24 protein-coding genes and 1 riboswitch are annotated in these 24844 nt (G+C 65.1%); of the genes, 16 read left to right on the top strand and 8 right to left on the bottom strand.

All coding sequences use genetic code 11. The annotated features are described in order from the left end of the window. The first annotated feature begins 146 nt into the window (after positions 1-146). Entirely contained in the window at positions 147-506 is a 360-nt protein-coding gene (locus ATF69_RS01770; protein ID WP_108498454.1) for a hypothetical protein, read from the top strand. 67 nt (positions 507-573) lie between these two features. Here ATF69_RS01770 and ctlX read toward each other — a convergent pair whose 3' ends face one another. Further along, the gene (gene ctlX / locus ATF69_RS01775; RefSeq protein WP_146869732.1) at positions 574-1512 is read right to left on the bottom strand and encodes a citrulline utilization hydrolase CtlX; all 939 of its coding nucleotides are present in this window, start codon (positions 1510-1512) and stop codon (positions 574-576) included. A gap of 128 nt (positions 1513-1640) precedes the next feature. Here ctlX and ATF69_RS01780 point away from each other — a divergent pair, with 128 nt between their 5' ends. From ATF69_RS01780 to ATF69_RS01790, 3 genes are all read left to right on the top strand, one after another. Then, positions 1641-2072 (top strand): Lrp/AsnC family transcriptional regulator, encoded by a 432-nt coding sequence (locus ATF69_RS01780; RefSeq protein ID WP_056057905.1) that lies wholly within the window; start codon positions 1641-1643, stop codon positions 2070-2072. A gap of 141 nt (positions 2073-2213) precedes the next feature. Beyond that, the gene (locus ATF69_RS01785; RefSeq protein ID WP_108498456.1) at positions 2214-3176 is read left to right on the top strand and encodes a Bug family tripartite tricarboxylate transporter substrate binding protein; all 963 of its coding nucleotides are present in this window, start codon (positions 2214-2216) and stop codon (positions 3174-3176) included. Between the two features lie 72 nt (positions 3177-3248). After that, positions 3249-4766 carry an NYN domain-containing protein gene (locus ATF69_RS01790; RefSeq protein WP_146869733.1) on the top strand — a complete coding sequence of 506 codons (1518 nt, stop codon included), beginning with the start codon at positions 3249-3251 and terminating at the stop codon, positions 4764-4766. A 3-nt stretch (positions 4767-4769) separates the two neighbouring features. Here ATF69_RS01790 and ATF69_RS01795 read toward each other — a convergent pair whose 3' ends face one another. Further along, positions 4770-5828: a PfkB family carbohydrate kinase gene (locus ATF69_RS01795; RefSeq protein ID WP_146869734.1), complete on the bottom strand. Its 1059-nt coding sequence runs from the start codon at positions 5826-5828 to the stop codon at positions 4770-4772. Positions 5829-5964: 136 nt separating this feature from the next. On the opposite strand from ATF69_RS01795, the gene ATF69_RS01800 reads away from it, so the two are divergent. The 5 genes from ATF69_RS01800 to ATF69_RS01820 all read left to right on the top strand — a co-directional run bounded on the left by ATF69_RS01800 (position 5965) and on the right by ATF69_RS01820 (position 10624). Next, positions 5965-6978, top strand: a complete 1014-nt coding sequence (locus ATF69_RS01800) for a sugar ABC transporter substrate-binding protein (protein ID WP_056638934.1) — start codon at positions 5965-5967, stop codon at positions 6976-6978. 166 nt (positions 6979-7144) lie between these two features. Then, complete coding sequence (locus ATF69_RS01805) at positions 7145-8104, top strand: ABC transporter permease (protein WP_057270395.1); 960 nt, start codon at positions 7145-7147, stop codon at positions 8102-8104. Positions 8105-8106: 2 nt separating this feature from the next. Then, positions 8107-8913 carry an ATP-binding cassette domain-containing protein gene (locus ATF69_RS01810; protein WP_057225962.1) on the top strand — a complete coding sequence of 269 codons (807 nt, stop codon included), beginning with the start codon at positions 8107-8109 and terminating at the stop codon, positions 8911-8913. A gap of 3 nt (positions 8914-8916) precedes the next feature. Further along, positions 8917-9369: an RbsD/FucU family protein gene (locus ATF69_RS01815; protein WP_057270393.1), complete on the top strand. Its 453-nt coding sequence runs from the start codon at positions 8917-8919 to the stop codon at positions 9367-9369. A gap of 13 nt (positions 9370-9382) precedes the next feature. Further along, positions 9383-10624: an ROK family transcriptional regulator gene (locus tag ATF69_RS01820; RefSeq protein WP_146869735.1), complete on the top strand. Its 1242-nt coding sequence runs from the start codon at positions 9383-9385 to the stop codon at positions 10622-10624. 190 nt (positions 10625-10814) lie between these two features. Here the strand turns inward: ATF69_RS01820 and ATF69_RS01825 are convergent, their stop codons facing one another. The 5 genes from ATF69_RS01825 to ATF69_RS01845 form a co-directional block, all read right to left on the bottom strand. Next, positions 10815-11636 carry an HAD family hydrolase gene (locus tag ATF69_RS01825; RefSeq protein WP_146869736.1) on the bottom strand — a complete coding sequence of 274 codons (822 nt, stop codon included), beginning with the start codon at positions 11634-11636 and terminating at the stop codon, positions 10815-10817. Between the two features lie 85 nt (positions 11637-11721). Next, positions 11722-13185, bottom strand: a complete 1464-nt coding sequence (locus ATF69_RS01830; RefSeq protein WP_146869737.1) for a hypothetical protein — start codon at positions 13183-13185, stop codon at positions 11722-11724. Next, entirely contained in the window at positions 13167-13559 is a 393-nt protein-coding gene (locus ATF69_RS23465) for a GtrA family protein (protein ID WP_056743831.1), read from the bottom strand. The genes ATF69_RS01830 and ATF69_RS23465 overlap by 19 nt, the downstream gene beginning before the upstream one ends. Beyond that, positions 13537-14502, bottom strand: coding sequence for a glycosyltransferase family 2 protein (locus ATF69_RS01840; protein WP_208758681.1), 966 nt, complete (start codon positions 14500-14502; stop codon positions 13537-13539). The genes ATF69_RS23465 and ATF69_RS01840 overlap by 23 nt, the downstream gene beginning before the upstream one ends. Positions 14503-14582: 80 nt before the next feature. Beyond that, positions 14583-16208 carry a peptide chain release factor 3 gene (locus ATF69_RS01845; protein ID WP_146869738.1) on the bottom strand — a complete coding sequence of 542 codons (1626 nt, stop codon included), beginning with the start codon at positions 16206-16208 and terminating at the stop codon, positions 14583-14585. A gap of 179 nt (positions 16209-16387) precedes the next feature. Continuing rightward, a riboswitch (S-adenosyl-L-homocysteine riboswitch) is annotated at positions 16388-16467 on the top strand. Positions 16468-16540: 73 nt separating this feature from the next. Between ATF69_RS01845 and ahcY the strand changes: the two genes are divergently transcribed. The 4 genes from ahcY to ATF69_RS01865 all read left to right on the top strand — a co-directional run bounded on the left by ahcY (position 16541) and on the right by ATF69_RS01865 (position 20522). Continuing rightward, positions 16541-17974: an adenosylhomocysteinase gene (gene ahcY, locus ATF69_RS01850; RefSeq protein WP_056058155.1), complete on the top strand. Its 1434-nt coding sequence runs from the start codon at positions 16541-16543 to the stop codon at positions 17972-17974. A 150-nt stretch (positions 17975-18124) separates the two neighbouring features. Further along, positions 18125-19111: a TlyA family RNA methyltransferase gene (locus tag ATF69_RS01855; RefSeq protein WP_146869739.1), complete on the top strand. Its 987-nt coding sequence runs from the start codon at positions 18125-18127 to the stop codon at positions 19109-19111. Next, positions 19108-19959, top strand: coding sequence for a methylenetetrahydrofolate reductase [NAD(P)H] (gene metF, locus ATF69_RS01860; RefSeq protein WP_121941056.1), 852 nt, complete (start codon positions 19108-19110; stop codon positions 19957-19959). Before ATF69_RS01855 ends, metF begins: the two co-directional genes overlap by 4 nt. Positions 19960-20135: 176 nt before the next feature. After that, positions 20136-20522: a septal ring lytic transglycosylase RlpA family protein gene (locus ATF69_RS01865; protein WP_369817452.1), complete on the top strand. Its 387-nt coding sequence runs from the start codon at positions 20136-20138 to the stop codon at positions 20520-20522. A gap of 33 nt (positions 20523-20555) precedes the next feature. Here ATF69_RS01865 and ATF69_RS01870 read toward each other — a convergent pair whose 3' ends face one another. Continuing rightward, a complete protein-coding gene (locus ATF69_RS01870) occupies positions 20556-21443 on the bottom strand; it encodes a 23S rRNA (adenine(2030)-N(6))-methyltransferase RlmJ (protein WP_099729247.1) in 888 nt (295 codons plus the stop codon). 251 nt (positions 21444-21694) lie between these two features. Between ATF69_RS01870 and ATF69_RS01875 the strand changes: the two genes are divergently transcribed. The 3 genes from ATF69_RS01875 to rpsI all read left to right on the top strand — a co-directional run bounded on the left by ATF69_RS01875 (position 21695) and on the right by rpsI (position 24689). Beyond that, positions 21695-23662: a serine/threonine protein kinase gene (locus tag ATF69_RS01875; RefSeq protein ID WP_146869740.1), complete on the top strand. Its 1968-nt coding sequence runs from the start codon at positions 21695-21697 to the stop codon at positions 23660-23662. 191 nt (positions 23663-23853) lie between these two features. Beyond that, a complete protein-coding gene (gene rplM, locus ATF69_RS01880) occupies positions 23854-24285 on the top strand; it encodes a 50S ribosomal protein L13 (protein WP_015015720.1) in 432 nt (143 codons plus the stop codon). An 11-nt stretch (positions 24286-24296) separates the two neighbouring features. Next, positions 24297-24689 (top strand): 30S ribosomal protein S9, encoded by a 393-nt coding sequence (gene rpsI, locus ATF69_RS01885; protein WP_005798582.1) that lies wholly within the window; start codon positions 24297-24299, stop codon positions 24687-24689. Positions 24690-24844 lie beyond the last annotated feature (155 nt).

Consider the following 24844-nt stretch of genomic DNA (forward strand, 5'->3'; position numbering starts at 1 on the left):
GGTGCACACCGCTCTCCCTCGGGTTGCGGCGCAGGGCTGGGCGAACCTGTGCACCTGCGATCCCGGTGCGCGCAGCGGTTTGCTGGCGGCACAATGCATCGGTGTGCTTGCGGCGCTGTGGCCGCGCTGCACGCTACCCATCGTCCATGCCCGTACCACCCCCTCACCCAACCACCGTGGTGTGGCTGCACCCCGAAGCACCTGCCAAGCCGGCCGAGGGTGCGCCCTGCAATGGCTGTGGTCTGTGTTGCCTGGCTGAACCCTGTCCGCTGGGTGTACTGGTCTCGCGCCGCCGCCGTGGCGCCTGCGTAGCCCTGCGCTGGAGCGATGTGGACCAGCGCTACTGGTGCGGCATGGTGGCCGATCCGGCCGGGGTGACGGGGCTCACCCACCCCTGGGCAGTGCGCGCCATGTCGGCGCTGGCGCGGCGCTGGATCGCATCGGGCGTGGGTTGTGATGCGCGGCTGGACGTGCAGGGCCCGCCACCAGGCAACCAGCTGAAGTAATCCGCTATAAATTCAATAGCTATTCGGGCGTGTTTGACTAGCGCAAGCAGTGAATTGGACTGAAATTTCAGCCCCCCGCACTGCGCCGAGCCAGGTGCACGCCCGCCAGCATGCAGCGCACCGATCCACCCGCCAGTTCGATGGTTGGCACGTCCAACGGCAGCAAGCGGGCGCTTTGCTCGATGGTGGCACGCTGCGCCGGTGTGAGGCTGGCAGCGGCGCGCGCCGACAGCGCCAGCACCCGGCCCTGGGCGCCCGAGAGCTCCAGCGCGTTGCCGGCAAATTCCCTGATCTGGTGGGGGCTCAGGGCGATGACCTCGCGGCCCGTTTCGCGCAGGCGCTCGCACACGGCTGCACGGCGAGCAGGGTCGGTGATCATGTGAAAGCCACCCAGCGCAAACGCGGTGCCGATGCAGAGCATCACGTTGGTGTGGTAGCAGGGCTGGCCCTCGTCGTCGGCCGTGGCAAAGACCATGGGCTCGTAGTTGAAGTGCGTGCAAAAGCGCTCCAGAGCCACGGGGTCGGCGCGGTTCGATTGCGCGGTGTAGGCAATGCGGCCGATGTGGTCCAGGACCATCGCACCGGTGCCCTCCAGAAACATGCCATCGGCCTCCAGTCCCGAGTAGTCGATCACGTCCTGCACGCGGTACTCGGCCTTGAGCAACGCGATGACATCGCTGCGCCGCTCTCGCCGCCGGCTCCTGGCGTACATGGGGTAGATCGCCACATGGCCGCCCGCGTGGGTGGAGAACCAGTTGTTGGGGAACACTGCGTCGGGCGTGTCGTGCTCGCCGGGGTCGTCGAACAGGTGCACGCGCACCCCTGCGCCCTCCAGGCGCTCTGCCGCAGCAGTGACCTCGGCAAACGCGCGGCGCGAGGTGTCACGGGCCGCCAGCTGCGCGGTGCGTACCTGAAAGGCGTTGTCGGCGGCGGTTTCGGGGTTGGGGTGAAAGCGGTGCGGGCGCACCATCACAACGGCGCTGGGGGCTTGTACTGAGACGTGCATGGCGGGGCTGGGTGTGAAAGAAGAGCGAAGAAGTCCCAGAATTTTCTTGGCAGCCCCTGCTATCCTCTAGCCTCATAACTGGTCAAAATGGCTGATAAATTGCCGTTCTGCCAGTTCTGAAGCCCACTATGACCAAGCTCGACGACACCGACCGCGAAATCATCAGCATCTTGCGCGCCGACGCGCGCACCCCTGTGGCCACGTTGGCGCAAAAGCTGCGCGTATCGCGCGGCACCGTGCAGAACCGCCTGCACAAGATGGAGGAGAGCGGCGTCATCACCGGCTACACCGTGCGCCTGCGCCCTGATTCCGAGCCGCAGCGCATCCGTGCATGGATGAGCATTGCGGTCGAAGGCAATGCCGCCCCCGCCGTCATCCGGGCGCTGCGCGGCGAGCCCACGGTGGGGACGCTGCACACCACCAATGGCCGTTGGGACATCGTGGCCGAGGTGCGTGCCGAGAGCCTGGAGGCGTTTGACGCGGCCCTGGGCCGCATTCGCCTCACGCCCGGCATTGGCAACACCGAAACCAGCATCTTGTTGTCCACCTACAAGGCGTGATGCGGCCCTGGCGGTGCACCAGCGCAAGGGCTGCGCGCTGGCGCCTGGGCGACAGCGGCTAGGGGGTTTCCGCATGCCCTCGCAGCGCGGCCTGCAGTCCAATGGTGAAGTCTTTGTTTTTGCATTTTCAGGAGCCTCGCCATGCAACGTCGCCAGATCATCCAATGGGGAGCCGCCAGCCTCGCCGCCCCCGCATTCCTGGCGCAGGCCCAGAGCTTTCCCAGCAAGCCCATCAAGCTGGTCATCGCCTTTCCGGCCGGAGGCCCCACCGACATCACCATGCGGTCGCTGGCCGACAACGCCAGCAAGATCCTGGGCCAGCCCGTGATCGTGGAGAACAAGCCCGGAGCCGGCGGCACCTTGCCCGCACAGCAGCTGCAAACGTCTCCCGCCGATGGCTACACGGTGGCGCAGATTCCGCTGGGCGTGTTCCGCCTGCCCTACACCACCAAGATCAACTGGGACCCGGTCAAGGACATCAGCTACGTGCTCAACGTCACCGGCTACGCGTTTGGCCTGGTGGTGCCTGCCGACTCCCCGCTCAAGACCTGGACGCACTTCGTGGCCTGGGCCAAGGCCAACCCCGGCAAACTGAGCTACGGCTCCACCGGCACCATGACCAGCCCGCACCTGACGATGGAACTCATCGCCCAGCAGCTGGGCCTGGAGCTGCTGCACGTGCCCTACAAGGGCAGTGCCGACCTGATGCAATCCATCCTGGGCGGGCAGATCATGGCGGCGGCCGACTCCACGGGCTTTGCACCGCAGGTCGAGGCTGGCAAGCTGCGCGTGCTCAACACCTGGGGCGCCGAGCGCCTGGCTAAGTTCCCCGATGCACCCACGCTCAAGGAGCTGGGCCTGAACCTGGTGCAGAACTCGCCCTTTGGCATTGGCGCCCCCAAGGGCACACCCGATGCGGTGGTCAAGCGCCTGCACGATGCTTTCAAGCAGGCGATGGAGCAGGAGAGCTACAAGACCGCACTGGCCCGCTACGACATGGTGCCGATGTACATGAGTACGTCGGCGTACAAGAAGTTTGCGCAGGACACGTTCACGCGCGAGAAGGCGCTGGTGGAGAAACTGGGCTTGGCCAAACCCACCTGAGGCCACTCCCTTCGGAGGGCGCAATGCGTTCCGTGTGATGATCCGCAGCATTGAACGGAACTCACACACGATATGGCATCCCCCTCCGACAGCATCAGCATGGCCCTGTTTTGCGACTTTGAAAACGTCGCCCTGGGCGTGCGCGATGCGCAGTACGAAAAGTTCGACATCAAGCCCATCCTGGAGCGCCTGCTGCTCAAGGGCTCCATCGTGGTCAAGAAGGCCTATTGCGACTGGGAGCGCTACAAGGGCTTCAAGGCCACCATGCACGAGGCGAATTTCGAGCTGATCGAGATCCCCCATGTGCGCCAGTCGGGCAAAAACTCGGCCGACATCCGCCTGGTGGTGGATGCGCTGGACCTCTGCTACACCAAGTCGCACGTCAACACCTTCGTCATCATCAGCGGCGACTCGGACTTCTCGCCGCTGGTGTCTAAGCTGCGCGAGAACAACAAGCAGGTGATCGGCGTGGGCGTGAAGCAGTCCACGTCCGATCTGCTGATTGCCAACTGCGACGAATTCATCTTCTACGACGACCTGGTGCGCGAAAACCAGCGCGCCCAGGCCCGCCGCCAGAGCCCGGGCAGCAATCCGGCACCCGCGCCCCGTCGCAGCCCCGAGGAGGAGCGCAACCGCAAGGAAAGCCAGGACGCACGCCGCACCCAGGGCGTGGAGCTGGCGGCCGAAACGTTTGAAGCCCTGCTGTCCGAGCGCGGCGACACCGGCAAGATCTGGGCCTCGGTGCTCAAGGAGGCCATCAAGCGTCGCAAGCCCGATTTCAGCGAAGGCCGGTATGGCTTCCGCACCTTTGGCAACCTGCTCGAAGAAGCGCAGGCGCGCGGCCTGCTGGAGTTTGGGCGCGATGAAAAATCGGGAGCCTATGTGTTCCGCAGCCACGGTGGGCCGACGGCCGCCGCCGCGTCCGCGCGGCCTGAAGGCGCCGGTGAGCGAGCCAGCCAGGGCGGCGCCACGCGGCACGACTTTCATGCGGTGGCGACGGCACCCGATTTGCGTTCTGACAGTGGCGAAGGGCAGGGCGCGCCGGGCCGCAGCCGGGGGCGTCGCGGTGAGGGCGCAGACCGCCCAGACACTCGCTCCACGCAGCGCAGCGAGCCGCGCCATGACTCGAACCAGGAGCCACTGGCGTCCGAGCAGGCGGATGTGCCGTCAGAGCGCCCGGCCAGCCGCTATTTCAGCCAGCCGGTGGCCCACGAGGCCGGGCCATTGGAGCGGGTGATCGACAGCAGCCCTGAGCAGGATGCGCGCACCGAAGCGTTGGATGGCTCCGAGGCCCCGGCAGCGCAGATACCTGCTGAGAACGATGGTGCCGAGCCTGCAGCCCCTCGCCGCAGCCGTGCCCGCAGTGGAGGCGGTGCCAAGCCAGCTGCCAGCGCCCCCAAGGCTGCTGCTGCGCCCCGAGCGCGTGGCGCGCGTGCCGTGGCGGATGCGGGCGGTGCTACAGCTGCCGAGGCATCGGCTTCTGTGGCCGACGCACCAGCCGCTGAGGCACAAGACGCGGATCCCACCAAGGTGGCCGCTCCCCGTCCACGCAGCCGGGCCCGCAAGCCGGCCGCCAAACCCGCCGAGTAAGTGTTATTGGCCGGCTGCGGTCGCTGAGCGCCGCAACGCCAGCCGCTCTTGCACCTCTTCGTAGCGGGGCGGCGTGCAGCCCGCCCGCTCCACGCAGTGGCTGGCGCTGGCCAGCGCATGGTGCAGCACGGCGCGCAGCCGGGCCTCCGCAACCGGCGCCGTCAGGCCACCCGGGCGCAAGGTCAGCGCTTCTTCGCCCCACTCAGGCCCTGCCAGCCAGGCGGTGATCAAACCCGCCAGAAAACAGTCGCCCGCGCCCACCGTGTCCACCACAGTGATCGGAGCCTCCTCGCGCGCATGCACGGCCAAGCCGTCTCGCTGCAGCAGCCAGGCACCTTCCGGCCCCAGGGTCAGGGCGAGCCATTGGGCCTGTGTTTGCTGCTGCAAATAGTGGGCGCGCTCCAATGCGTTGGCACCCGGAACAGCCAGCGCGTCCAGGTCATCGTCGCTCACCTTGATGAGGTGGGCGTGCTGCAGGGCGGCCATCACATTGGCGCGGTAGGCCTCCGCATCGTCCACGGCCGACAGGCGCAGGTTGGCATCGACCACCACCATGCGGCCGGCTGCGCGCTGCGCTGCCAGCCAGGGCTGGTAGATGGCGGCATCTTGTGCCACCAGCGCCAGGCAGCCCGTGGCCACCACTTGCAGCTCAGGCAATGCGGCGCAAGCAGCCGTCAGCGCGGCGGCCGTCACCTGGCGGTCGGCCACGCCGTCGCGGTAGAAGCTGTAGCTGGCCTTGCCCTCGGCATCCAGTGCGGCCAGCGCCAGCGCGCTGGGCGCACGCACCGGCGTGGGGGATGCCAGGGCCACGCCCGCGTTGTGCAGGCCGCGTGCCAGTTGTTGCCCCAGCAGGTCGCCCGACAGCGGGTTGAGGTACAGCGTGCCCACCCCTTGCAAACCCAGCGCGCGCGTGAGGTTGTACACCGCGCCGCCCGCGCAGGGCTTGAGGCGGCCATCGGGCTCTTCGATGAGGTCAAACAAGGCCTCGCCCGCCGTGGCCACCCGCAGCGGCGGTGCGGTGTGGGCGGGCCTGGAGTCGGCGGACTGGATAGGGAAAACCATAAGTAAATCCACTTGATTTATTAACTTGTCGGCCACTATAGTTCGATCCCATCCACCCGACAAGAGTGGTTCACCTGCCAGCCGCGCAGCACGGGGCCGACAGGAATCTGCCATCCCAACACCCGGAGACAACACCATGCAACGCACCCCCGCCTTCGCGCTTTCTGCCCTTGCCCTCACCGGCGCCCTGGCCTGTGGCCTGGCCCAGGCACAGACGTCCGAACCCGTCATCGGCCTCATCACCAAGACCGAGACCAACCCCTTCTTCGTGAAGATGAAAGAGGGCGCCACGGCAGAGGCCAAGAAGCTGGGTGCCAAGCTGGTGTCGGCCGCAGGCAAGACCGATGGCGACAACGCGGGCCAGGTCACGGCCATGGAGAACCTGATCGCCGCCGGTGCCAAGACCATCCTCATCACCCCCAGCGACGCCAAGGCCATCGTGCCCGCGATCAAGAAGGCGCAGGCGCGCGGCGTGATGGTGATTGCGCTCGACAGTCCCACCGAGCCCATGGATGCGACCGACGCGCTGTTTGCCACCGACAACTACAAGGCGGGCGAGCTGATCGGCCAGTACGCCAAGGCCGCTGCTGCGGGCAAGAAACCTGTGATTGCCACGCTGGACCTGTTCCCCGGACACCCGGTGGGCGCGCAGCGGCACAACGGCTTCCTGAAAGGCTTTGGCTTGCAGGCGAACGATGCCAAGAGCAATGAACTCTCGCGCCCCGCCGAAGTGGTCTGCATGGCCGACAGCTTTGGTGACCGCGCCAAGGGCCAGACCGGTATGGAAAACTGCCTGCAGAAGAACCCTGACATCAACATCGTCTACACCATCAACGAGCCCGCCGCAGCCGGTGCCTACAACGCGCTCAAGGCCGCAGGCAAGGAGAAGAACGTGCTCATCGTCTCGGTGGACGGCGGCTGCGCAGGCATTGCCGACGTGGGCAAGGGCGTGATCGCCGCCACCAGCCAGCAGTACCCGCTGCGCATGGCCGCCATGGGTGTGGCGGCAGGCGTGGAATACGCCAAGACCGGCAAGAAGGTGAGTGGCTACACCGACACCGGTGTGACGCTGATCGCTGCCAAGCCCATGGCGGGTGTGGACAGCAAGGATGTGAAGACCGGCACCGACCTGTGCTGGGGCGCCAAGTAAGAGCCGTTCTCAAAACTCTTCTGGCGTCGTTGCTGCGTCTTGTCGTACTACCGTACTGCCTGCGACGCAGCGCCTAGCCAGAACCGCTTCGCTGAGTTTTGCGATCGGCTCCCAACCGACAACTGCTTTTTCTGAGCGCCCCCTTTTCCACCCGCACGGAGCCGCCATGTCCTCGACCGCTTCCAAATTACCGCCGCTGGCCACGCTGGGGCCGTTCATTGCGCTGATCCTGGCGTGCGCCTTTTTTGCCACGCAGAGCGAACGTTTTCTGTCGGCGCAGAACTTCGCGCTGATCCTGCAGCAGGTCATGGTGGTGGCGGTCATCGCCATTGGCCAGACGCTGGTGATCCTCACCGCGGGCATCGATTTGTCGTGTGGCATGGTGATGGCGCTGGGCGGCATCGTGATGACCAAGATGGCGGCGGACTACGGCCTTTCGGCCCCCGTGGCGATTGCCTGCGGCATGGCGGTGACCATGCTGTTCGGGTTGATCAACGGCCTGCTCGTCACCAAGATCAAGCTGCCGCCCTTCATCGTGACGCTGGGCACGCTCAACATCGCGTTTGCCGCCACGCAGCTGTACTCGGGCGCGCAGACCATCACCGACATCCCCGCTGGCATGACTGCGCTGGGCAACACCTTCCAGCTGGGGCAGACCGCCATCGTCTGGGGCGCGGTGCTCATGCTGGCCCTGTACCTCGTCACCTGGTTTGCGCTGCGCGAGACCGCGCCGGGCCGCCATGTCTACGCCGTGGGCAACAGCCCCGAGGCCACGCGCCTCACTGGCATTGCCACCGACAAGGTGCTGCTGGGCGTGTATGTGCTGGCGGGACTGTTCTATGGCATCGCGTCGGTGCTGTCGGTGGCCCGTACCGGCGCGGGCGACCCGAACGCGGGCCAAACCGAAAACCTCGACGCCATCAGCGCCGTGGTGCTAGGCGGCACCAGCCTGTTTGGCGGGCGCGGCATGATTTTGGGCACGCTGGTGGGGGCGCTGATTGTGGGCGTGTTCCGCAATGGGCTCACGCTCATGGGCGTGTCGTCGGTGTACCAGATCCTGGTGACCGGCATCCTCGTGATCCTGGCCGTGGCCACCGACCAACTCTCGCGCAAAGGAGTGCGTTGATCATGACCAACTCCACACACACAACGAACGCGCCGCTGGTCATGCAGGCCAAGGGCCTGGTCAAGCGCTACGGCCAAGTTACTGCACTCGACGGCGCCGACTTTGAGCTGCGCGCCGGGGAGATCCTGGCCGTGATCGGCGACAACGGCGCGGGCAAGTCGAGCCTCATCAAGGCGCTGTCGGGCGCCACCGTGCCCGACGAAGGCGAGATCCTGCTCGACGGCCAGCGCATCCAGTTCAAAAGCCCCATCGACGCGCGCCGCGCGGGCATCGAAACCGTGTACCAGGACCTGGCCGTGGCCCCGGCCATGACCATTGCCGAGAACCTGTTCCTCGGCCGTGAACTGCGCCGCCCCGGACTGCTGGGCAGCGCGCTGCGCATGCTCGACAAGAAGAAGATGCTGGAAGAAAGCGTGGCCCGCATGGCCGAGCTGAAGGTCGGCATCCGCTCCATGACGCAGGCGGTGGAGACACTCTCGGGCGGCCAGCGCCAGTGCGTGGCCGTGGCGCGCGCGGCAGCGTTTGCGCGCCATGTCGTCATCATGGACGAGCCCACTGCCGCCCTCGGCGTGAAGGAGGGCAACATGGTGCTGGAGCTGATCCGCCGCGTGCGTGACAAGGGCCTGCCTGTGATTCTCATCAGCCACAACATGCCCCATGTGTTCGAGATTGCCGACCGCATCCACATCGCCCGCCTGGGCAAGCGCGCTGCCGTCGTCAACCCCAAGAAGATCAGCATGAGCGACACCGTAGCCGTGATGACCGGTGCCATGGCGGCCTCCGACCTGCCCGCTGAATGCCTTGCCTGAAACATGCTGAAAAATATCGACCCCCTGCTGACCCCCGACCTGCTCAAGGTGCTGGCCGAGATGGGCCATGACGACGCCATCGTGCTGGCCGACGCCAACTTCACCGCCATGAGCCTGGGCGCGGGCAAGCCCGTGCTGCGCCTGCCCGGCATTGGCATGGCGCGTGCCGTGCAAGCGGTGGCCAGTGTGCTGCCCCTGGCGCAGGATGTGCCGCACCCCGTGGCCTACATGCAGGTGGGTGGCACCGAGGTGCCGTACCGCTCAGCCCTGCAGCGCGAAACCATGGACGTACTGGCGCGCGAGGGCGTGGCCAGCGAGCAGGCCGAGGGCGTGGAGCGTTTTGCGTTCTACGAACGCGTCAAAAAGGCCTATGCCATCGTTGTGACGGGCGAGCTGCAGCCCTGGGGCAACTTCCTGCTGCGCAAGGGCGTCATCGGCGACACTCTGAACGCCTGATCGTTTCATCACCATGCTGGACGCCGACGCATCCCTACCCGCCGTTGACAACACTGCCGCCAGCCCCGCGCTGCTGCGCCAGCGCGGCTCCAACCATGTGGGGCTGCGCCAGTTCAACGAACGTGTGGTGCTGCAGGCCCTGCGCACCCACGGCAGCCTGGCCAAGGCCGAGATGGCGCGGGTCACCGGCCTCACGGCGCAGACCATCGGCCTCATCACCGCGCGGCTCGACGAAGACCAGCTGCTGCGCCGCGAAGCCCCCGTGCGCGGCCGCGTGGGCCAGCCTTCGGTGCCCATTGGCCTGAACCCCGACGGCGCCTTTGCCATCGGCATCAAGATCGGCCGCCGCAGCGCCGACTGGCTGCTGGTGGACTTCACCGGCCATGTGCGCGAGCGCATCGTGCTCGACTACGCCTTCCCTGACATCGACGTGCTGTTGCCCGCCATCCGCACGCACCTGAACCAGCTGCTCGACGGCCTGGGTCCGCTGCGCTCGCGCGTGGTGGGCGTGGGCGTGGCCGCGCCGTTCCAGCTCGGCGGCTGGCACCGCATGCTGGGGCTCACCGAGGCCCAGTCCGAAGCCTGGAACAACATCGACCTGGCCGAGCAGGTGCAGCAGATGACCGAGCTGCCCGTGAGCTTTGCCAAGGACACCTCCGCCGCCTGCGTGGCCGAGCTGCTGCAGGGGCGCGGGCGCGACATCCCGAGCTTTTTGTACCTGTTCATGGACACCTTTGTGGGCGGCGGGCTGGTCATCAATTCGCACCTGCATCGCGGTCTGCATGGCAACGCGGGTGCGGTGGCTTCGCTGCCGCTGTCACCCGCCCAGCCGGGCCAGGCCCCCGCGCAGCTCATCAGCCAGGCATCGCTGTGGGAGCTGGAGCAGCGCTTTCGCGAACATGGCCTCGACCCCATGGCCGCCTACGACAAGCGTGTGCTGCAGGTCCCGTGGCTGGAACACAGCCGGGGCTGGATCGCACGCGCGGCTGCGGGCTTGGCGCACTGCATCGTCTCGGCCACCGCGTTTTTGGATCTGGACGCCGTGGTGGTCGATGGTGCCGCCGCCCCCGAGCTGCTGCAGGCCCTGTGCGAGAGCGCCCGCCACGCGCTGGCCGACTACAACTGGGAAGGCCTGCACCAGCCGCCCCGTCTGGAGCTGGGCACCATGGGCTCGGACGCCCGTGCGCTGGGCGGAGCGCTGCTGCCGCTGCATGCGTGTTTTGCGCCGGATACCGATATCTTCCTCAAGGCTTGATGGCAATGCTATTGAAATAATAGCTATTACGGCATATTCCACTAGCGCAAGCGAGCGTTTTCAGTCAAAACTGCTTCCTGGAGGTCTTGCGTGCACTGTGCCGTCCCGGGAGCGCTGACCCCGTTGCGTCGATCAGCCAGGGGCTGTGGCGACTGCGTCCTGTTGCCTGCTGCGCTTGCTTCGCTGACAGTCAGCGGCCCGCCAGGATCGCCCGCGCCACTTCGGCAAACCCCGCGCCCCGTTCGCCCTGCGTCACATAGCGTGGAAGGTGCTTGAGCTGCGGCGCAAACCGCGCGATGTTGGCCACGCCCACGCTGTGGGTGAAGTGCTGGAACATCGCCTGGTCATTGCCCGAGTCGCCCACAAACACCCAGCGGTCCAGCTCCTGCACCAGGTCGCGGCCCAGCAGCTCGCGCACGATCCAGTTGGCACCCTGCCATTTGTTGAAGTCCCCAAAGCAGCCATGGATGTGGATGCTGCTCACCGTGGTCTGCATGCCTTCGCGCTGCAGTAAGTCCAGCACCTGCTGCACGGTCTCGGGCGGGTGCCGGTCGAACTCGGCGTAGTCAAATGCCAGGTCCGTCTCACGCCCGGCGCTGTCGCGGCTGAGGGCGACGCCTGGCACTTCCGCCGCGACCTGGGCGGCGATCTCACGCATGCGCGCCTGGTTGGCATTGCGCGTGGCGGCGTCTTGCTGGTAGCGCTTGACCAGCGTTGGTTGAGCGCCAGAGCTGCGGGTAAATGCCACGGCACCGTTCTCTGCCACCATGGCATCGACAGGCCAGGTCGAACTGGCAGGCCCCGCCATGAAAGGCTCGCACCAGCCAATCGGCCGCCCGGTGATGGGAATGACCACCAGGCCCGCCGCCTTCAGGTCAGCCAGCGCCTGCAGTGCGTCGGGCGTGATGGCGCCCTCGGTGGTCAGGGTGTCGTCGATGTCGGTGAACAGACCTGCGAGATTGGCCGGTGGAATCCAGGCACTCAGTGGCAACAAGGGGGGGCAAGAAGGCATGGTGTGGCGGGTTGGGTGTTGGCGGATGTCATGGCGGCTTGGTGCTTGGGCTCACCCCTCCGGGTGAACGGAAGGAGATCCGTTGTCAGCGAGGGCTTTGGGCCGGTTGCATGCGCGTTGGGTTGTGCCATTTCTCCGCGAGTTTGTCGGTGGACATGGGGACCATGTGGCCGCCACTGAATTCGAAAAACTGCAAGGTATCCAAGGCGATGGAGTCCGCGCTCGGGCTCTTCTCGTCCACGACCCGCAGGTCGCCCGGCTGAGGATTTGGCACAAAGAGGTCGGCGGTTTGTCTGGCCCGGGTCAGCACAAAGCGCTTGTATCCCTCATCGGTGCCACCGAATTCTGGGGCGACGAAGATGCCCTGCCGTGCTTTGTCCAGTGACAGCGCAAAACGGTACAGCGTGTCCCAATAGGCCAGATTGGGCCCCAGCACCTGTTTCTCCTGCGCATGCACGCCCGCCAGGGCAGCAACGAGCACCCCGCTGGCGAGCGTTGCAGCCATGGGGCGCAGCCCCTGGGGCCAGACGGCTGCCAGACAGGCCGAGAACGCAATCCATGGCACAAACAGGTAGCGGTCCGGGCTGTGGATGCCTGGAAAGGCTGTGAGTGGTACCAGCGGCAACAAGACGATGCCAAAGGATACGAGGAGCATGGGGCTGTTCAACCGCCGTTTCACGGCAGCGAGACACAGCAGGCCAAAGAATGCGAGTGCAAGAAGGTTGCCTGGGGGCTTGGAGCCCAGGAGCAGCTTGGGAACCTTGAGCAGCTGGCGCAAGGCCTCGCTGGCCTCAAAAATCCCCTGGCTGTAGCCCCCCATGAGACGCCCCAGCAGCAGATAGCGCCATCCCACATAGGCGAGCGCAATCAGCACGAACGGGATCAGTGCGTGCATCCGTTGCCGCAGCCCGCCCACGGGCAGGAAGGGCAAGAGAATGACCAGGGGTACGTAGACTTCTTTGCACGCGGTCGCTAGCAGGTAGGCAAGGGTGGATAGCCCCAGCCAATATTCGCGCCCGCCCTGCAGATGCCGGGTCCAGCCCAGGATCGACAGCATGGCGAACAGAAAGCCGGTCGCATAGTGCCCATGCATCAGGCCCGCTGCAATGTGGGCTGTGGGCTTGCCAAGCAGCAGTGCGACGGCACCGACCAGTGCAGGCAGGGGCGCCAGCCACTGCCGCAACACGGCGTAGAACAGCACTGAACCCAGCGCCATCACGAACAGCAAATGTGCGTAGTGGCCAGCCGGGGCCATGCCGAACAAGCTCAGATTGATATCGTAGAACAGCAGGTTCCATGGCGCCACGTTGGCGCTGGAGTGCCCTTGTGCAACGAGGGGCTCGAAGAAATATTGCCAGGGCGCATATTGGGCCGCGTAACTCAGGTGCGCGCCGTCATCCCAGCGCCAAAAACCCTGGAGTGACTGGCCGTGTGCAAGCAGGGTGATCACTGACAGAAGCAGCGTCACGCTGAGATACTCGACCCCGGGGTGGCGGTCGATCTTTTCGCGCAGTGCGAGGCGGCCGGTCGTCAGTGCTTGAACGTCCATCGCCAATGCAGGAGGAACGTGAGCGCCGGCAGTGCGACAAAAACCATCCCGAGCCCCACCAGGTAATGCCAGCCCGCCCAGGCAGCCAGCCCGCTGACCAGCACGGTGATGGCCAGCCCGGCCAGGGACACGAGGAGAAAGCGCCCGTATTGCCCTAGCGACGCCGCCGTCTTGAAATTCCATCGGCGGTTGGCCCAATAGGAAAAGATGTTGGCGGCCATGAATGCTATGGCGTTAGCCAGGGAGGGGTGAGCGCCTAGGCGCTCCACAAACAGCACAACGATGGCCGTATGGATCAACGTATTGATGACACCGATGCCAGAGAACTTGGCAATCTTGCTCGATAGGGAATCAGGTGCGATCCGGAAAGTCATAAAGTTCGCGAACAATGTAGATGGGTCGCTGCTTCACTTCCCCATAGATGCGGCCGATGTATTCGCCAAGCACGCCCAGCCCGGCGAGCTGGAGCCCGCCGAGAAAGAGAACGGATGTGATCAGCGAAGCGTAGCCAGGCACGTCGCGCCCGAAGATCAAGGTTTTGAGCAACAGAAAGATGGCATAAACCAGGGCGAAGGCCGCAATGGTGGAGCCGATGTAGGTCCAGATGCGAAGCGGGACCGTGGAGAAGGAGGTGATACCTTCCAGCGCAAAATTCCACAAACGCCACCCTGAGAAATTGCTCGCGCCGGCAAACCGGGGCTCGCAGACAAAAGTGACCATCGTTTGCCGAAAACCCGCCCACGCGAACAGACCCTTCATGAAGCGGCGGCGTTCCGGCAGTCTTTTCAGGGCTTCGATGACTTTGCGGTCCATGAGTCGGAAATCGCCGACATCGGCGGGAATATCGACTTCGGAAATCTTGTTCTGCAGGCGGTAAAACCATCCGGCGGTTGTGCGCCGCGCCCAGTGTTCCTCCTCGCGGCTTTGCCGTTTCGCCAGGACTACCTCGAAGCCCTCGCGCCAGTGGCGCACCATGTCCGGGATCACTTCGGGCGGGTGTTGGAGGTCGGCATCCATCGGGATGACGACGTCGCCCCTGGCCAGCTCTATGCCGCAGGTGAGGGCCGCCTCCTTGCCGAAGTTTCGTGACAGATCGGCGATGCGAATGTGAGGATTGTGCTCCCTTGCCAGCAGCAATTGCGGCAGGGTGTCATCGCTGCTGCCGTCGTTGATGCATAGGATTTCGTAAGTGTCCGCAACGGACTCCAGAACGGGAACCAGTCGCGTAAAAAATGCAGCGAGATTTCCAGCCTCGTTTTTCATCGGGCAGATGATCGTCAGCGAGGAAGGACGAGGCTTCAGGAGTGGCTGTTCCATGGTCGAAGGCTGGGTGATTCATTTCTGCATGAGGAAAATCCGAGGGGCTGAGTGCACAAGAATGTTTTGCCTTGTGCGGACTAGGCTCCCTGCAAAGCCAACCCCGCATGCTCCCGCAGAGGATGGAAGTGGATCTTCGGAAACCGCTCCTGCGCCAGCCGCACGTCGTAGGGCGAGGTGCAAAGGTACGCCAGTGTGTCGGCCGCATCGTGCGCCAGCCGCAGCGGGTAGGCGTCGGTGAACGCGCGCAGGTCGGCGGCGTTGTCCGCTGTGATCCAGCGCGCTCCCGTGTACTGGCAGCCCTCCAGCCGCACATCGGCGTCGTACTCGGCCTTCAGGCGGTGCTGCACCACTTCGAACTGCAGCTGGCCCACGGCGCCCAGCAGCATGTTGCCGCCGGCATCGGGCTTGAAGACCTGGATCGCGCCTTCCTCGCCCAATTGGGCCAGGCCCTGCTGGAGCTGCTTGGTGCGCAGCGGGTTCTTGAGCACGACGGTCATGAACATCTCGGGTGCGAAGAACGGCAGGCCGGTGAACTGCAGGCTGGCGCCGTCGGTGATGGTGTCGCCCAGCTGCACGCCGCCGTGCGTGGTGAAACCGATGATGTCGCCTGCATAAGCTTCTTCGACGGCCTCACGGCGCTGGGACATGAAGGTCACGACCGAGGTGGGACGCAGTTCCTTGGCGGTGCGCTGCACCTTGAGCTTCATACCCGGCGTGTACTTGCCGCTCGCCACGCGCACGAAGGCGATGCGGTCGCGGTGGTTGGCGTCCATGTTGGCTTGCACCTTGAACACCACGCCAGCAAAGCCTTCGTCTTCGGGCTGGATGGTCTTGACCACGGGCTGTTTGTTGACTTCGAGCGTGCTCACGCGCGGGCCGGGTGGCGGTGCCATGTCCACCAGTGCGTCCAGCACCTCCATCACCCCGAAGTTGTTCACGCCGGAGCCAAAGAACACGGGGGTCAGCTTGCCGGCCAGGAAGGCCTCGTGGTCCCAGGCGGGGGAAGCGCCCACGGCCAGCTCCATGCTCTCCAGCGCGGCGTCAAACTCGGCGCCGAAGCGCGCGCGCAGTGTGGTTTCATCCGACAGAGGTATGGATTCAAAGTCCTGCGGGCGGCGTTCGCTGCCGGACTCGAACACCGTCATGGTCTTGGTGCGCAGGTTGATGATGCCGCCGAAGGCCTTGCCTTGGCCTACGGGCCAGGTCATGGGGCAGCAGGGCATGCCCAGCTCGCGCTCCACTTCGTCCATGATGTCCAGCGGGTCGCGTACTTCGCGGTCCATCTTGTTGACGAAGGTAATGATGGGCGTGTCGCGCTGGCGGCAGACTTCGATCAGGCGGCGCGTCTGCGCTTCCACACCGTTGGCAGCGTCGATCACCATCAGCGCCGAATCGACGGCGGTGAGCACGCGGTAGGTGTCTTCCGAGAAGTCCTTGTGGCCGGGCGTATCCAGCAGGTTGATGACATGCTCCCGGTAGAGCATCTGCATGACCGACGAGGCCACCGAGATGCCGCGCTGCTTTTCAATTTCCATCCAGTCTGACGTGGCGTGGCGGCTGGCCTTGCGGCCCTTCACGGCGCCAGCGATCTGGATCGCGCCCGAGAACAGCAGCAGCTTTTCGGTCAGCGTGGTCTTACCCGCATCGGGGTGGGAAATGATGGCAAAGGTGCGGCGGCGCCGGGTTTCTGGGGCGTAGGACACAGGGGTTCCTGAATGGGATGGAGCGGGGCAGCGTGCCCTGCACAAGAATCTGGGGGGGGCGGGGCCTGCGGGGAGGCCGCGAGGTCTGCGGTCGCGGGATTTTACTGTTCCGTGCAAGGCTGGGGGATGGATTGCCCCGCTGGCGTAGCGCCGGGCGAGCACTTGCTTTTATAATCCGCCGATCCGAGGAGCGTTGCAGCGTCCCCAGCACAGGCGGGGCGTGAGGCTCGGAGTCATCTAGCAACGACGCTCATCCACTTCGCGTGCGGTGAGTCGTATCGACCATCCCCTTCGCGCAGTGGCTTTTCAAACATGCTTTGGAGCACACCATCATGAACGCACGCGTCAACGCCCCGGTCAACACCGACTGCATCATTGCCGACATCGGCCTGGCCGAATGGGGCCGCAAAGAGATCCGCATCGCCGAAACGGAAATGCCTGGCCTCATGGCCATCCGCGAAGAATTCGCCGCCAAGCAGCCGCTCAAGGGCGCGCGCATCACCGGCTCGTTGCACATGACGATCCAGACCGCCGTGCTGATCGAAACACTGCAGGCGCTGGGTGCACAAGTGCGCTGGGCATCGTGCAACATCTTCTCCACACAAGACCACGCCGCGGCCGCGATTGCTGCCGCTGGCACGCCCGTGTTCGCCATCAAGGGCGAAACCCTGGCGGAATACTGGGACTACACCCACCGCATCTTTGACTTCGGCGCTGCCGGCACTGAGGGCGAAGGCCCCAACATGATCCTGGACGACGGCGGTGATGCCACGCTGCTGATGCACCTGGGCAAGCGCGCCGAAAAGGATGCATCACTGATCGCCAACCCGACCAGCGAAGAAGAAACCTGCCTGTTCAACGCCATCAAGGCCAAGCTGGCCGTGGATCCGACCTGGTACAGCCGCAAGAGCGCCCACATCATCGGCGTGACCGAAGAAACCACCACCGGCGTATTGCGCCTGAACGAAATGGCCGCCAAGGGCAGCCTGATGTTCCGTGCCATCAACGTGAACGATTCGGTGACCAAGTCCAAGTTCGACAACCTGTACGGTTGCCGCGAATCGCTGGTGGACTCCATCAAGCGCGCCACCGATGTGATGATCGCCGGCAAGGTCGCCTGCGTGGCGGGCTACGGTGACGTGGGCAAGGGCTCTGCCCAGGCGCTGCGTGCCCTGAGCGCCCAGGTGTGGGTCACCGAGATCGACCCCATCAATGCCCTGCAGGCCGCAATGGAAGGCTACAAGGTCGTGACGATGGAATACGCTGCCGACAAGTGCGACATCTTCGTGTCTGCCACCGGCAACAAGAACGTGATCCGCTACGAGCACATGGCCGCCATGAAGGACGAAGCCATCGTGTGCAACATCGGTCACTTCGACAACGAGATCGATGTGGCTTCGCTGGAGAAGCTGCAGTGGGACGAGATCAAGCCCCAGGTGGACCATGTCATCTTCCCTGACGGCAAGAAGATCACGCTGCTGGCCAAGGGCCGCTTGGTGAACCTGGGTTGCGCCACTGGCCACCCCAGCTTCGTGATGAGTTCCAGTTTCGCCAACCAGACCATCGCGCAGATCGAGCTGTTCACCAAGCAGGACGAGTACCAGGCTGGCAAGGTCTATGTGCTGCCGAAGCACCTCGACGAGAAAGTGGCGCGCCTGCACCTCAAGAAGGTGGGCGCCATGCTGACCGAACTCACTGACGAGCAGGCCGCCTACATCGGCGTGTCCAAGCAAGGCCCCTACAAGGCCAACACCTACCGCTACTGATCCCTGTGCAGCGCGCCCCGGCGACGGGGCGCGCGCACGGTGGTCTGGCGCCGTTGCTCGGAGCAATGTCTGATTGCTCTTTAATTGATAGCTGCTGGCGCATGATTCACTAGCGCTACCAGCCGATTTGACTCTAAAAGGATGGGCGCGATGCGCGCAGATGTATTTTTGGTGGAGCGTGGCCACGCTGCCACGCGCTCGCAGGCGCAGCGTCTGATTGCCTCGGGCGTGCAGTGGCGCCTGTCGCCGCTGGCGCCCTGGCAGAAGGTGGTGAAGAACGGCGACGACATTCCGTCAGTGGCCGAGGTGCAGCTGCTGGACGATGCAGAAGCCAAGTACATCTCGCGCGGCGGGCTCAAGCTGGAAGGCGCGCTCAAGGCGCTGGGCCTGTCGGTGGCTGGCCTGCGGTGCCTGGATGTCGGGCAGAGCACAGGCGGCTTTACTGACTGCCTGCTTCAGCAGGGCGCCGCCCAGGTGATTGGGGTGGACGTGGGCCACGCCCAGTTGCACGACCGGCTGCGCAGCGATCTGCGTGTGGTGTGTGTGGAGGGCGTCAATGCCCGCTCGCTCACGCCCGATGCGTTGGTGCAGGCTTGTGAGATGGCCTTGTCCGAAGTCATCGTGCCCGAAGAAGACAACGAGACCCAACCCGAGGCCCCCTACAGCTGGATGCGCAATGGCGGCTTGGTGGACGAGGCGTACGACGACAGCGACGACGCCAAGGACCAGGACATCGAGGCCTTCAAGTCCGAGCGCGCGCAGCGCGCCCAGGGAACGCTGCCGGTGGAGCGCCGCCGCCGGCCCGAGTGCGCAGATGTGGACATCACCCCCATTTTTGCGCTGGTGACGGGTGACCTGTCTTTCATCTCACTCACCCTGGTGTTGCCTGCGTTGGTGCCGTTGCTGGCGCCCCAGAGCGACCTGGTCATGCTGGTCAAGCCGCAGTTCGAGCTGCAACCCGGGCAGGTGGGCAAGGGCGGTATCGTGCGCGACGAGTCCTTGTATGCGGTGGTGGAGCAGCGCATTCGCGATTGCTGCGCCACGGTGGGCCTGGAGGTGTTGGCGTGGATCGATAGTCCCATCCAGGGCGGCGATGGCAACCGAGAATTTTTTGTACACGCAAGGAGAGCCGCATGAATGCAGCCCACGCGCAAGGCACCGGGTTCCCGGTGAGTTTCGAGTTTTTTCCGCCCAAGACGCCTGAAGGTGCTGACAAGCTGCGCGTGGCGCGCCAGCAGCTGTATGCCCTGCACCCCGACTTCTGCTCGGTGACCTATGGCGCAGGGGGCTCCACGCAAGAAGGCACCTTCGGCACGGTGCGCGAGATCCTGTCCGAAGGCGTGGGTGCCGCCTCGCACTTTTCGTGCATCGGGGCCACGCGCCAGTCGGTGCGCGAGCAGCTGGCCACACTCAAGGCCATGGGCGTCAAGCGCCTGGTGGCGCTGCGCGGCGACCTGCCCAGCGGCTATGGCGCGGGCGGCGAGTTCCAGTACGCCAGCGATCTGGTGGCCTTCATCCGCGCCGAAACGGGCCGCGACTTCCACATTGAAGTGGCAGCCTACCCCGAGGTGCATCCCCAGGCCAGGTCGCCCGAGGCAGACCTGCAGGCCTACGTGACCAAGGTGCGTGCGGGCGCGGACTCCGCGATCACCCAGTACTTCTACAACAGCGACGCGTATTTCCGCTTCGTTGAAGACGCTCACCAGCTGGGTGCCGACGTACCGGTGGTGCCGGGCATCATGCCGATTTCCAGCTCCACGCAGCTGATGCGGTTTTCGGATGCCTGCGGTGCCGAGATTCCGCGCTGGATCCGCCTGCGGCTGCAGGCGTTTGGGGACGACACTGCCAGCATCAAGGCGTTTGGCCTAGATGTGGTGACCGACCTGTGCGACCAGCTGCGCAGTGCCGGCGTGCCAGCGCTGCACTTTTACACCATGAACCAAAGCGCCGCGACGCTGGAGATCTGTCGCCGGCTGGGGATCTGATGGCGGGGGGCACACAGCCTCCCGGGGCCCATCGCGGCGCTGCCCTGCGGGTGCTGCTGCGGCGAGCGGTGGGTCTGTGGCTGCTGTGCAGCGCCTGCGCCGCTGTTCAGGCCCAGGGGTTGCAGGCAGAGCCGGATGCGCTGGCCCCTAATCTCTTGTCCGTGCCGGGTGAGGCCATGCTGATCGATCCCCCGGCCAAACCGGAGCCGAACACTCCTGCCGGGTCGCCGCTCAGCCTGGAGGCGGATGAAGTGGGCCTTGCCTCATGGTACGGGGCGCAGTTCCACCGGCGGCGTACTGCCAGCGGGGAGCTGTTTGACATGCGAGCGCTCACGGCCGCGCACCCCACGCTGCCCTTTGGCTCACGCGTGTGTGTACGCAGCCAGGCCACAGGGCGCACGGTGATCGTGCGCATCAACGACCGTGGTCCACACACCCGCAACCGGGTGATTGATTTGAGCCGGGGCGCCGCCGAGGCGCTGGGTATGGTGGGCCTGGGGCTGAAGCCAGTGGAGCTGTTCGCCCTGCAGGACGACGACAAGGACTGCCCGGCGGCGCCTTGACGCCAGGCTTTGAACAGGTTCTTGTGAGGCCGGTCAGCCGCCCGATTCGAGCGTGTGGGTGGCGTGTTTGTCCTGCGCCAGCAGCTCGGCCATCTGGGGCAAGGCGTCTTTGAGCGCGGCCTTCAGTGTGTAGGGCGGGTTGATCAGGAACATGCCGCTGGCGGGCAGGCCTGGGCGCTTGGTGTCGCCCGTGACCGTTTCCGTGATCTTGCTCGATTTGACGGTGAGCGTGGCGTGCAGCCAGCTTTTGCCCGCCTTGGTGGCCAGCGTTTTCAGGCGGCGGGGCAGGTCATGGGCTTCGGGGCGCGGAATGATGGGGTACCAGAACGCATAGGTGCCCGTGGCAAAACGCTTGAGCGAGTCGGCCGCCATGTCGAGCACCTTGGCGTAGTCGCTCTTGATTTCATAGCTGGGATCGCACAGCACCAGGGCGCGCCGGGCCGGTGGGGGCAGGAACTTTTTGATGCCCTCAAAGCCGTCCTCGTGCAGCACGGCCACCTGGCGGCCCGCCTCCAGCTGGGCCACGTTGCCGGCCAGCGCGCGCAGGTCGGTGGGGTGCAGCTCAAACAGCTTGAGCTTGTCGTGGTCGCGCAGCAGGCGCTGGGTGATGAAGGGCGATCCGGGGTACACGCGCAGCGCCTTGCCCTGGTTGAAGGCGCCCACCATGTCCACATAGGCCTGCAGGGCGGGGGTGAGGGCGGGGGTGGTTGGCGCAAACAGCCGGGCCACGCCATCGGCGGCTTCGCCACTGGTGCTGGCATAGTCCCCGTCCAGCCGGTACAGGCCCGCGCCCGCATGGGTGTCCAGCACGGTCAGCGCCGCGTCTTTTTCGGTGAGATGTTGCAAGGCGGCAATCAGCACGGTGTGCTTGAGCACATCGGCATGGTTGCCTGCGTGGAAGGCGTGGCGATAACTGAACATGGCCCAATGGTAACGAGTGTGTTGTGCCAGGGGGGGCTCCCGTGTCCGGGCGCGGCACAATCGGGGGGGCGTGTGGTGGCGGGGGACGTGATGTTTTTGGCAGACAGGCCGCACTTTGTTAGCCATTTGTTGCCAAATCCTGCGCGGCCATGCTTCATGATCGCGCCTGCGGCGGGGTCAGCGTTTCGCCGTCGCCGTAGTTGCCTCATTGATTTGCATTTGAAATTGCCAGCCCGCCCCGTCCTCTGACCATGACCGCAAGCTCCAGCACAGCCCCCGCCAGTGGTGTCAGCCATATCGATGCGCTGCCCCCTGGCACCCGCCTGGCGGAGTTCGAGATCCTGGGGTTGCTGGGGGTGGGCGGGTTTGGCATGGTCTACAAGGCGTTTGACCATTCCCTGCACCGGGCGGTGGCCATCAAGGAGTACATGCCCTCGGCGCTGGCCGGACGCTCGCAGGGGCAGTCGCTCTGGGTGCGGTCCTCGTCCGACCAGCAGACCTTCCAGGCCGGGCTGGTCTCTTTTGTGGGCGAGGCCCGTCTGCTGGCGCAGTTTGACCATCCCTCTCTGGTCAAGGTGTTCCGCTTCTGGGAGGCCAACAACACGGCCTATATGGTCATGCCGCTGTACTCGGGCATGACGTTCAAGCAAGCCCGTGCCCAGATGCGCACCCCCCCACCCGAGGCCTGGCTGCGCAAGCTGCTGTGGTCGGTGCTGGATGCGCTGCGCGTGCTGCACGATGGCAACACGCTGCACCGCGACATTTCGCCCGACAACATTTTCCTGCAGGACAACGGCCCGCCGGTGCTGCTGGACCTGGGCGCCGCCCGGCACGCCATCAACGACCAGGACCGCAAGCACACGGCGGTGCTGAAGGTGAACTACGCCCCCATCGAGCAGTATTCCGACGGCGACGAGGAACTGCGCCAAGGCCCGTGGAGCGACTTGTACTCGCTGGCGGCGGTCATGCACGGGTGTCTGGCCAATGACACGCCCCTGCCCGCCACGCTGCGCTCCATCCGTGACCGCATGGTGTCGTTCTCCCGCATCGCCAGAACCGTCAAGCGGCAGTTTGGGGTGGAGTATTCAGCGCCTTTTGTCGCGGCGATTGCCGAATCGCTGGCCCTTCGGCCCGAGGACCGCCCACAGAGCATTGATGCCTTTCTCCAGACCATGGAGATGACGTCGGCGCCGGACGATGTGCAGCACTTCGACTTCCGGGCGGAGTTGGGCGACATCTGGGTGGAGCCCGCCGACCAGCCTGGCCCGGGTCTGGCCACCCCCACCGTGGACGTAACCTCCGCCCCCAAGATCGTGGCCGAGATGCAGGCACAGGCCCAGCGTGAGGAATTGGTGGCGGCGGCTCCCGTATCGGATGCCAGCCGCCCTGGCGATGATTTTGGTGGGGACACGGTCATGCTGGCTGGTCCTGACACCGTGGCGGCCGATGCTGGCGACACGGTGTTCATCGATGCCGGCGATACCGTGGTGGCCGACGACGATTCGCGCTTTGAGGACCTGCCACACCACCGTTCACCGGGCGCAGGCGGGTCGCGTGCAGCCGATAGGCGTTCTGCGCCTTTGGAGCGGGATGTAGTGCGCAGCAATGGCAAGCCGACCCCATCCCCACGGCGTTCCCCTTTGGTGGCGGGCATCGTGATGGCGGCGTTGGTGGCTGTGGTGGCCGGCGCCGGTTGGCGCTGGAGCCAGGGCAACAAGCCGCCCCGTGACGAGATCATTACGGAGATGGCCGAGCGGCCTGCCGCAGCGGCGGCTTCAGACGCAGCCCTGGTGGAGGTCAGTGCTCCGGCTGCTGCCGGGGGCGACGCGCAAGGTCTGAGCTCGGATGGCGCAGTGGCGTCAGCCAGCGCCGCCTCTGCGGCCGCACCTGCTCCTGCCTTTGTGGTCGCGTCTGCACCCAAGGTGAGCCCCCGGGTGGCCAAGCGTGCAGGCGCAGAGCCCGCACCCACACCCATCGTGGTGCATGAAGAGCCCGTGCCGGCGCCGCCTCCGGTGGTGGCCGAGCCCAAGCCCCGCCCCGCGCCGCCGCCCCGTCTGCCCTCGCCGCAAGAGGTGTGCGCCGACGCCAACTTCCTGGCCCGCCCGATGTGTATTCACCAGGAATGCCAGAAACCGTCCCAGGCCAATCAAACTGTCTGCGTGGAAAACCGTCGCCGTTACGAGGCCGACGAGCAGCGCCGCCGCCAGACGCCGAACTGACCGGAGCAGGTGCCCTGAGGGCCGTGGCTGGGGTGCTCTTGCGCTAACGCATGGCTCTTTCGTATAATGGAAGGCTTCGCAGCGCTTTTGTGGTCCCGCGGCGAAGACTTTTTGCCACCTAAGAGGCTTCCTTCAGAGAAGCACCGACCGTGGAAAAGGACCCGCCAAACCCTCTTTTGAAGAGAAAACTCATGACAACTACTTTCAGCGCAAAGCCCGCTGAGGTCGTGCACGAGTGGTTTGTGATTGACGCGACCAACAAGGTCCTCGGACGAGTAGCCAGCGAAGTTGCTCTCCGTTTGCGCGGCAAACACAAGGCCATTTACACGCCTCACGTCGATACCGGTGACTTCATCGTCGTTATCAACGCAGCCCAACTCAAGGTCACCGGCACCAAGTCCCTGGACAAGGTGTACTACCGTCACTCGGGTTATCCCGGCGGTATCACGGCCACGAACTTCCGCGACATGCAAGCCAAGCACCCCGGCCGCGCGCTGGAAAAGGCTGTCAAGGGCATGCTGCCCAAGGGCCCCCTTGGCTACGCGATGATCAAGAAACTCAAGGTGTACGGTGGTGCTGAGCATCCCCACACCGCCCAGCAGCCCAAAGTGCTGGAAATCTAAGGAGCCTTGAGATGATTGGTGAATGGAACAATGGCACCGGCCGTCGCAAGTCCAGCGTCGCCCGCGTGTTTCTGAAAAAAGGCTCCGGCAAGATCACGGTGAACGGCAAGGACATCCAGTCCTACTTCGGCCGCGAAACCTCGATCATGATTGCCAAGCAACCCCTGGCGTTGACCAACCATGTCGAAACCTTCGACATCCAGATCAACGTGCACGGTGGTGGTGAATCCGGCCAGGCTGGCGCTGCCCGCCACGGTATCACCCGCGCCCTGATCGATTACGACGCATCCCTCAAGCCCGTCCTGAGCCAAGCCGGCTTCGTGACCCGCGATGCCCGTGAAGTCGAACGTAAGAAGGTCGGTCTGCACTCCGCACGCCGCGCCAAGCAGTTCTCCAAGCGTTAAGCTGTGGCCCTGCCGGATGTTGCCTTGTGCAGCATCCACTGCAAGGCACTCCTCGCGGGTGCTTTACAGAGAAAAACCGCCTTCGGGCGGTTTTTTCGTTTATGGTGCGCTCTTTTCGTTTTTTGGGGAGGCCTTCCATGGTCCGCCTGTTGAGC

The organism is Acidovorax delafieldii, from assembly GCF_007993815.1.
Classification (GTDB): Bacteria; Pseudomonadota; Gammaproteobacteria; order Burkholderiales; family Burkholderiaceae_C; genus Acidovorax; species Acidovorax delafieldii.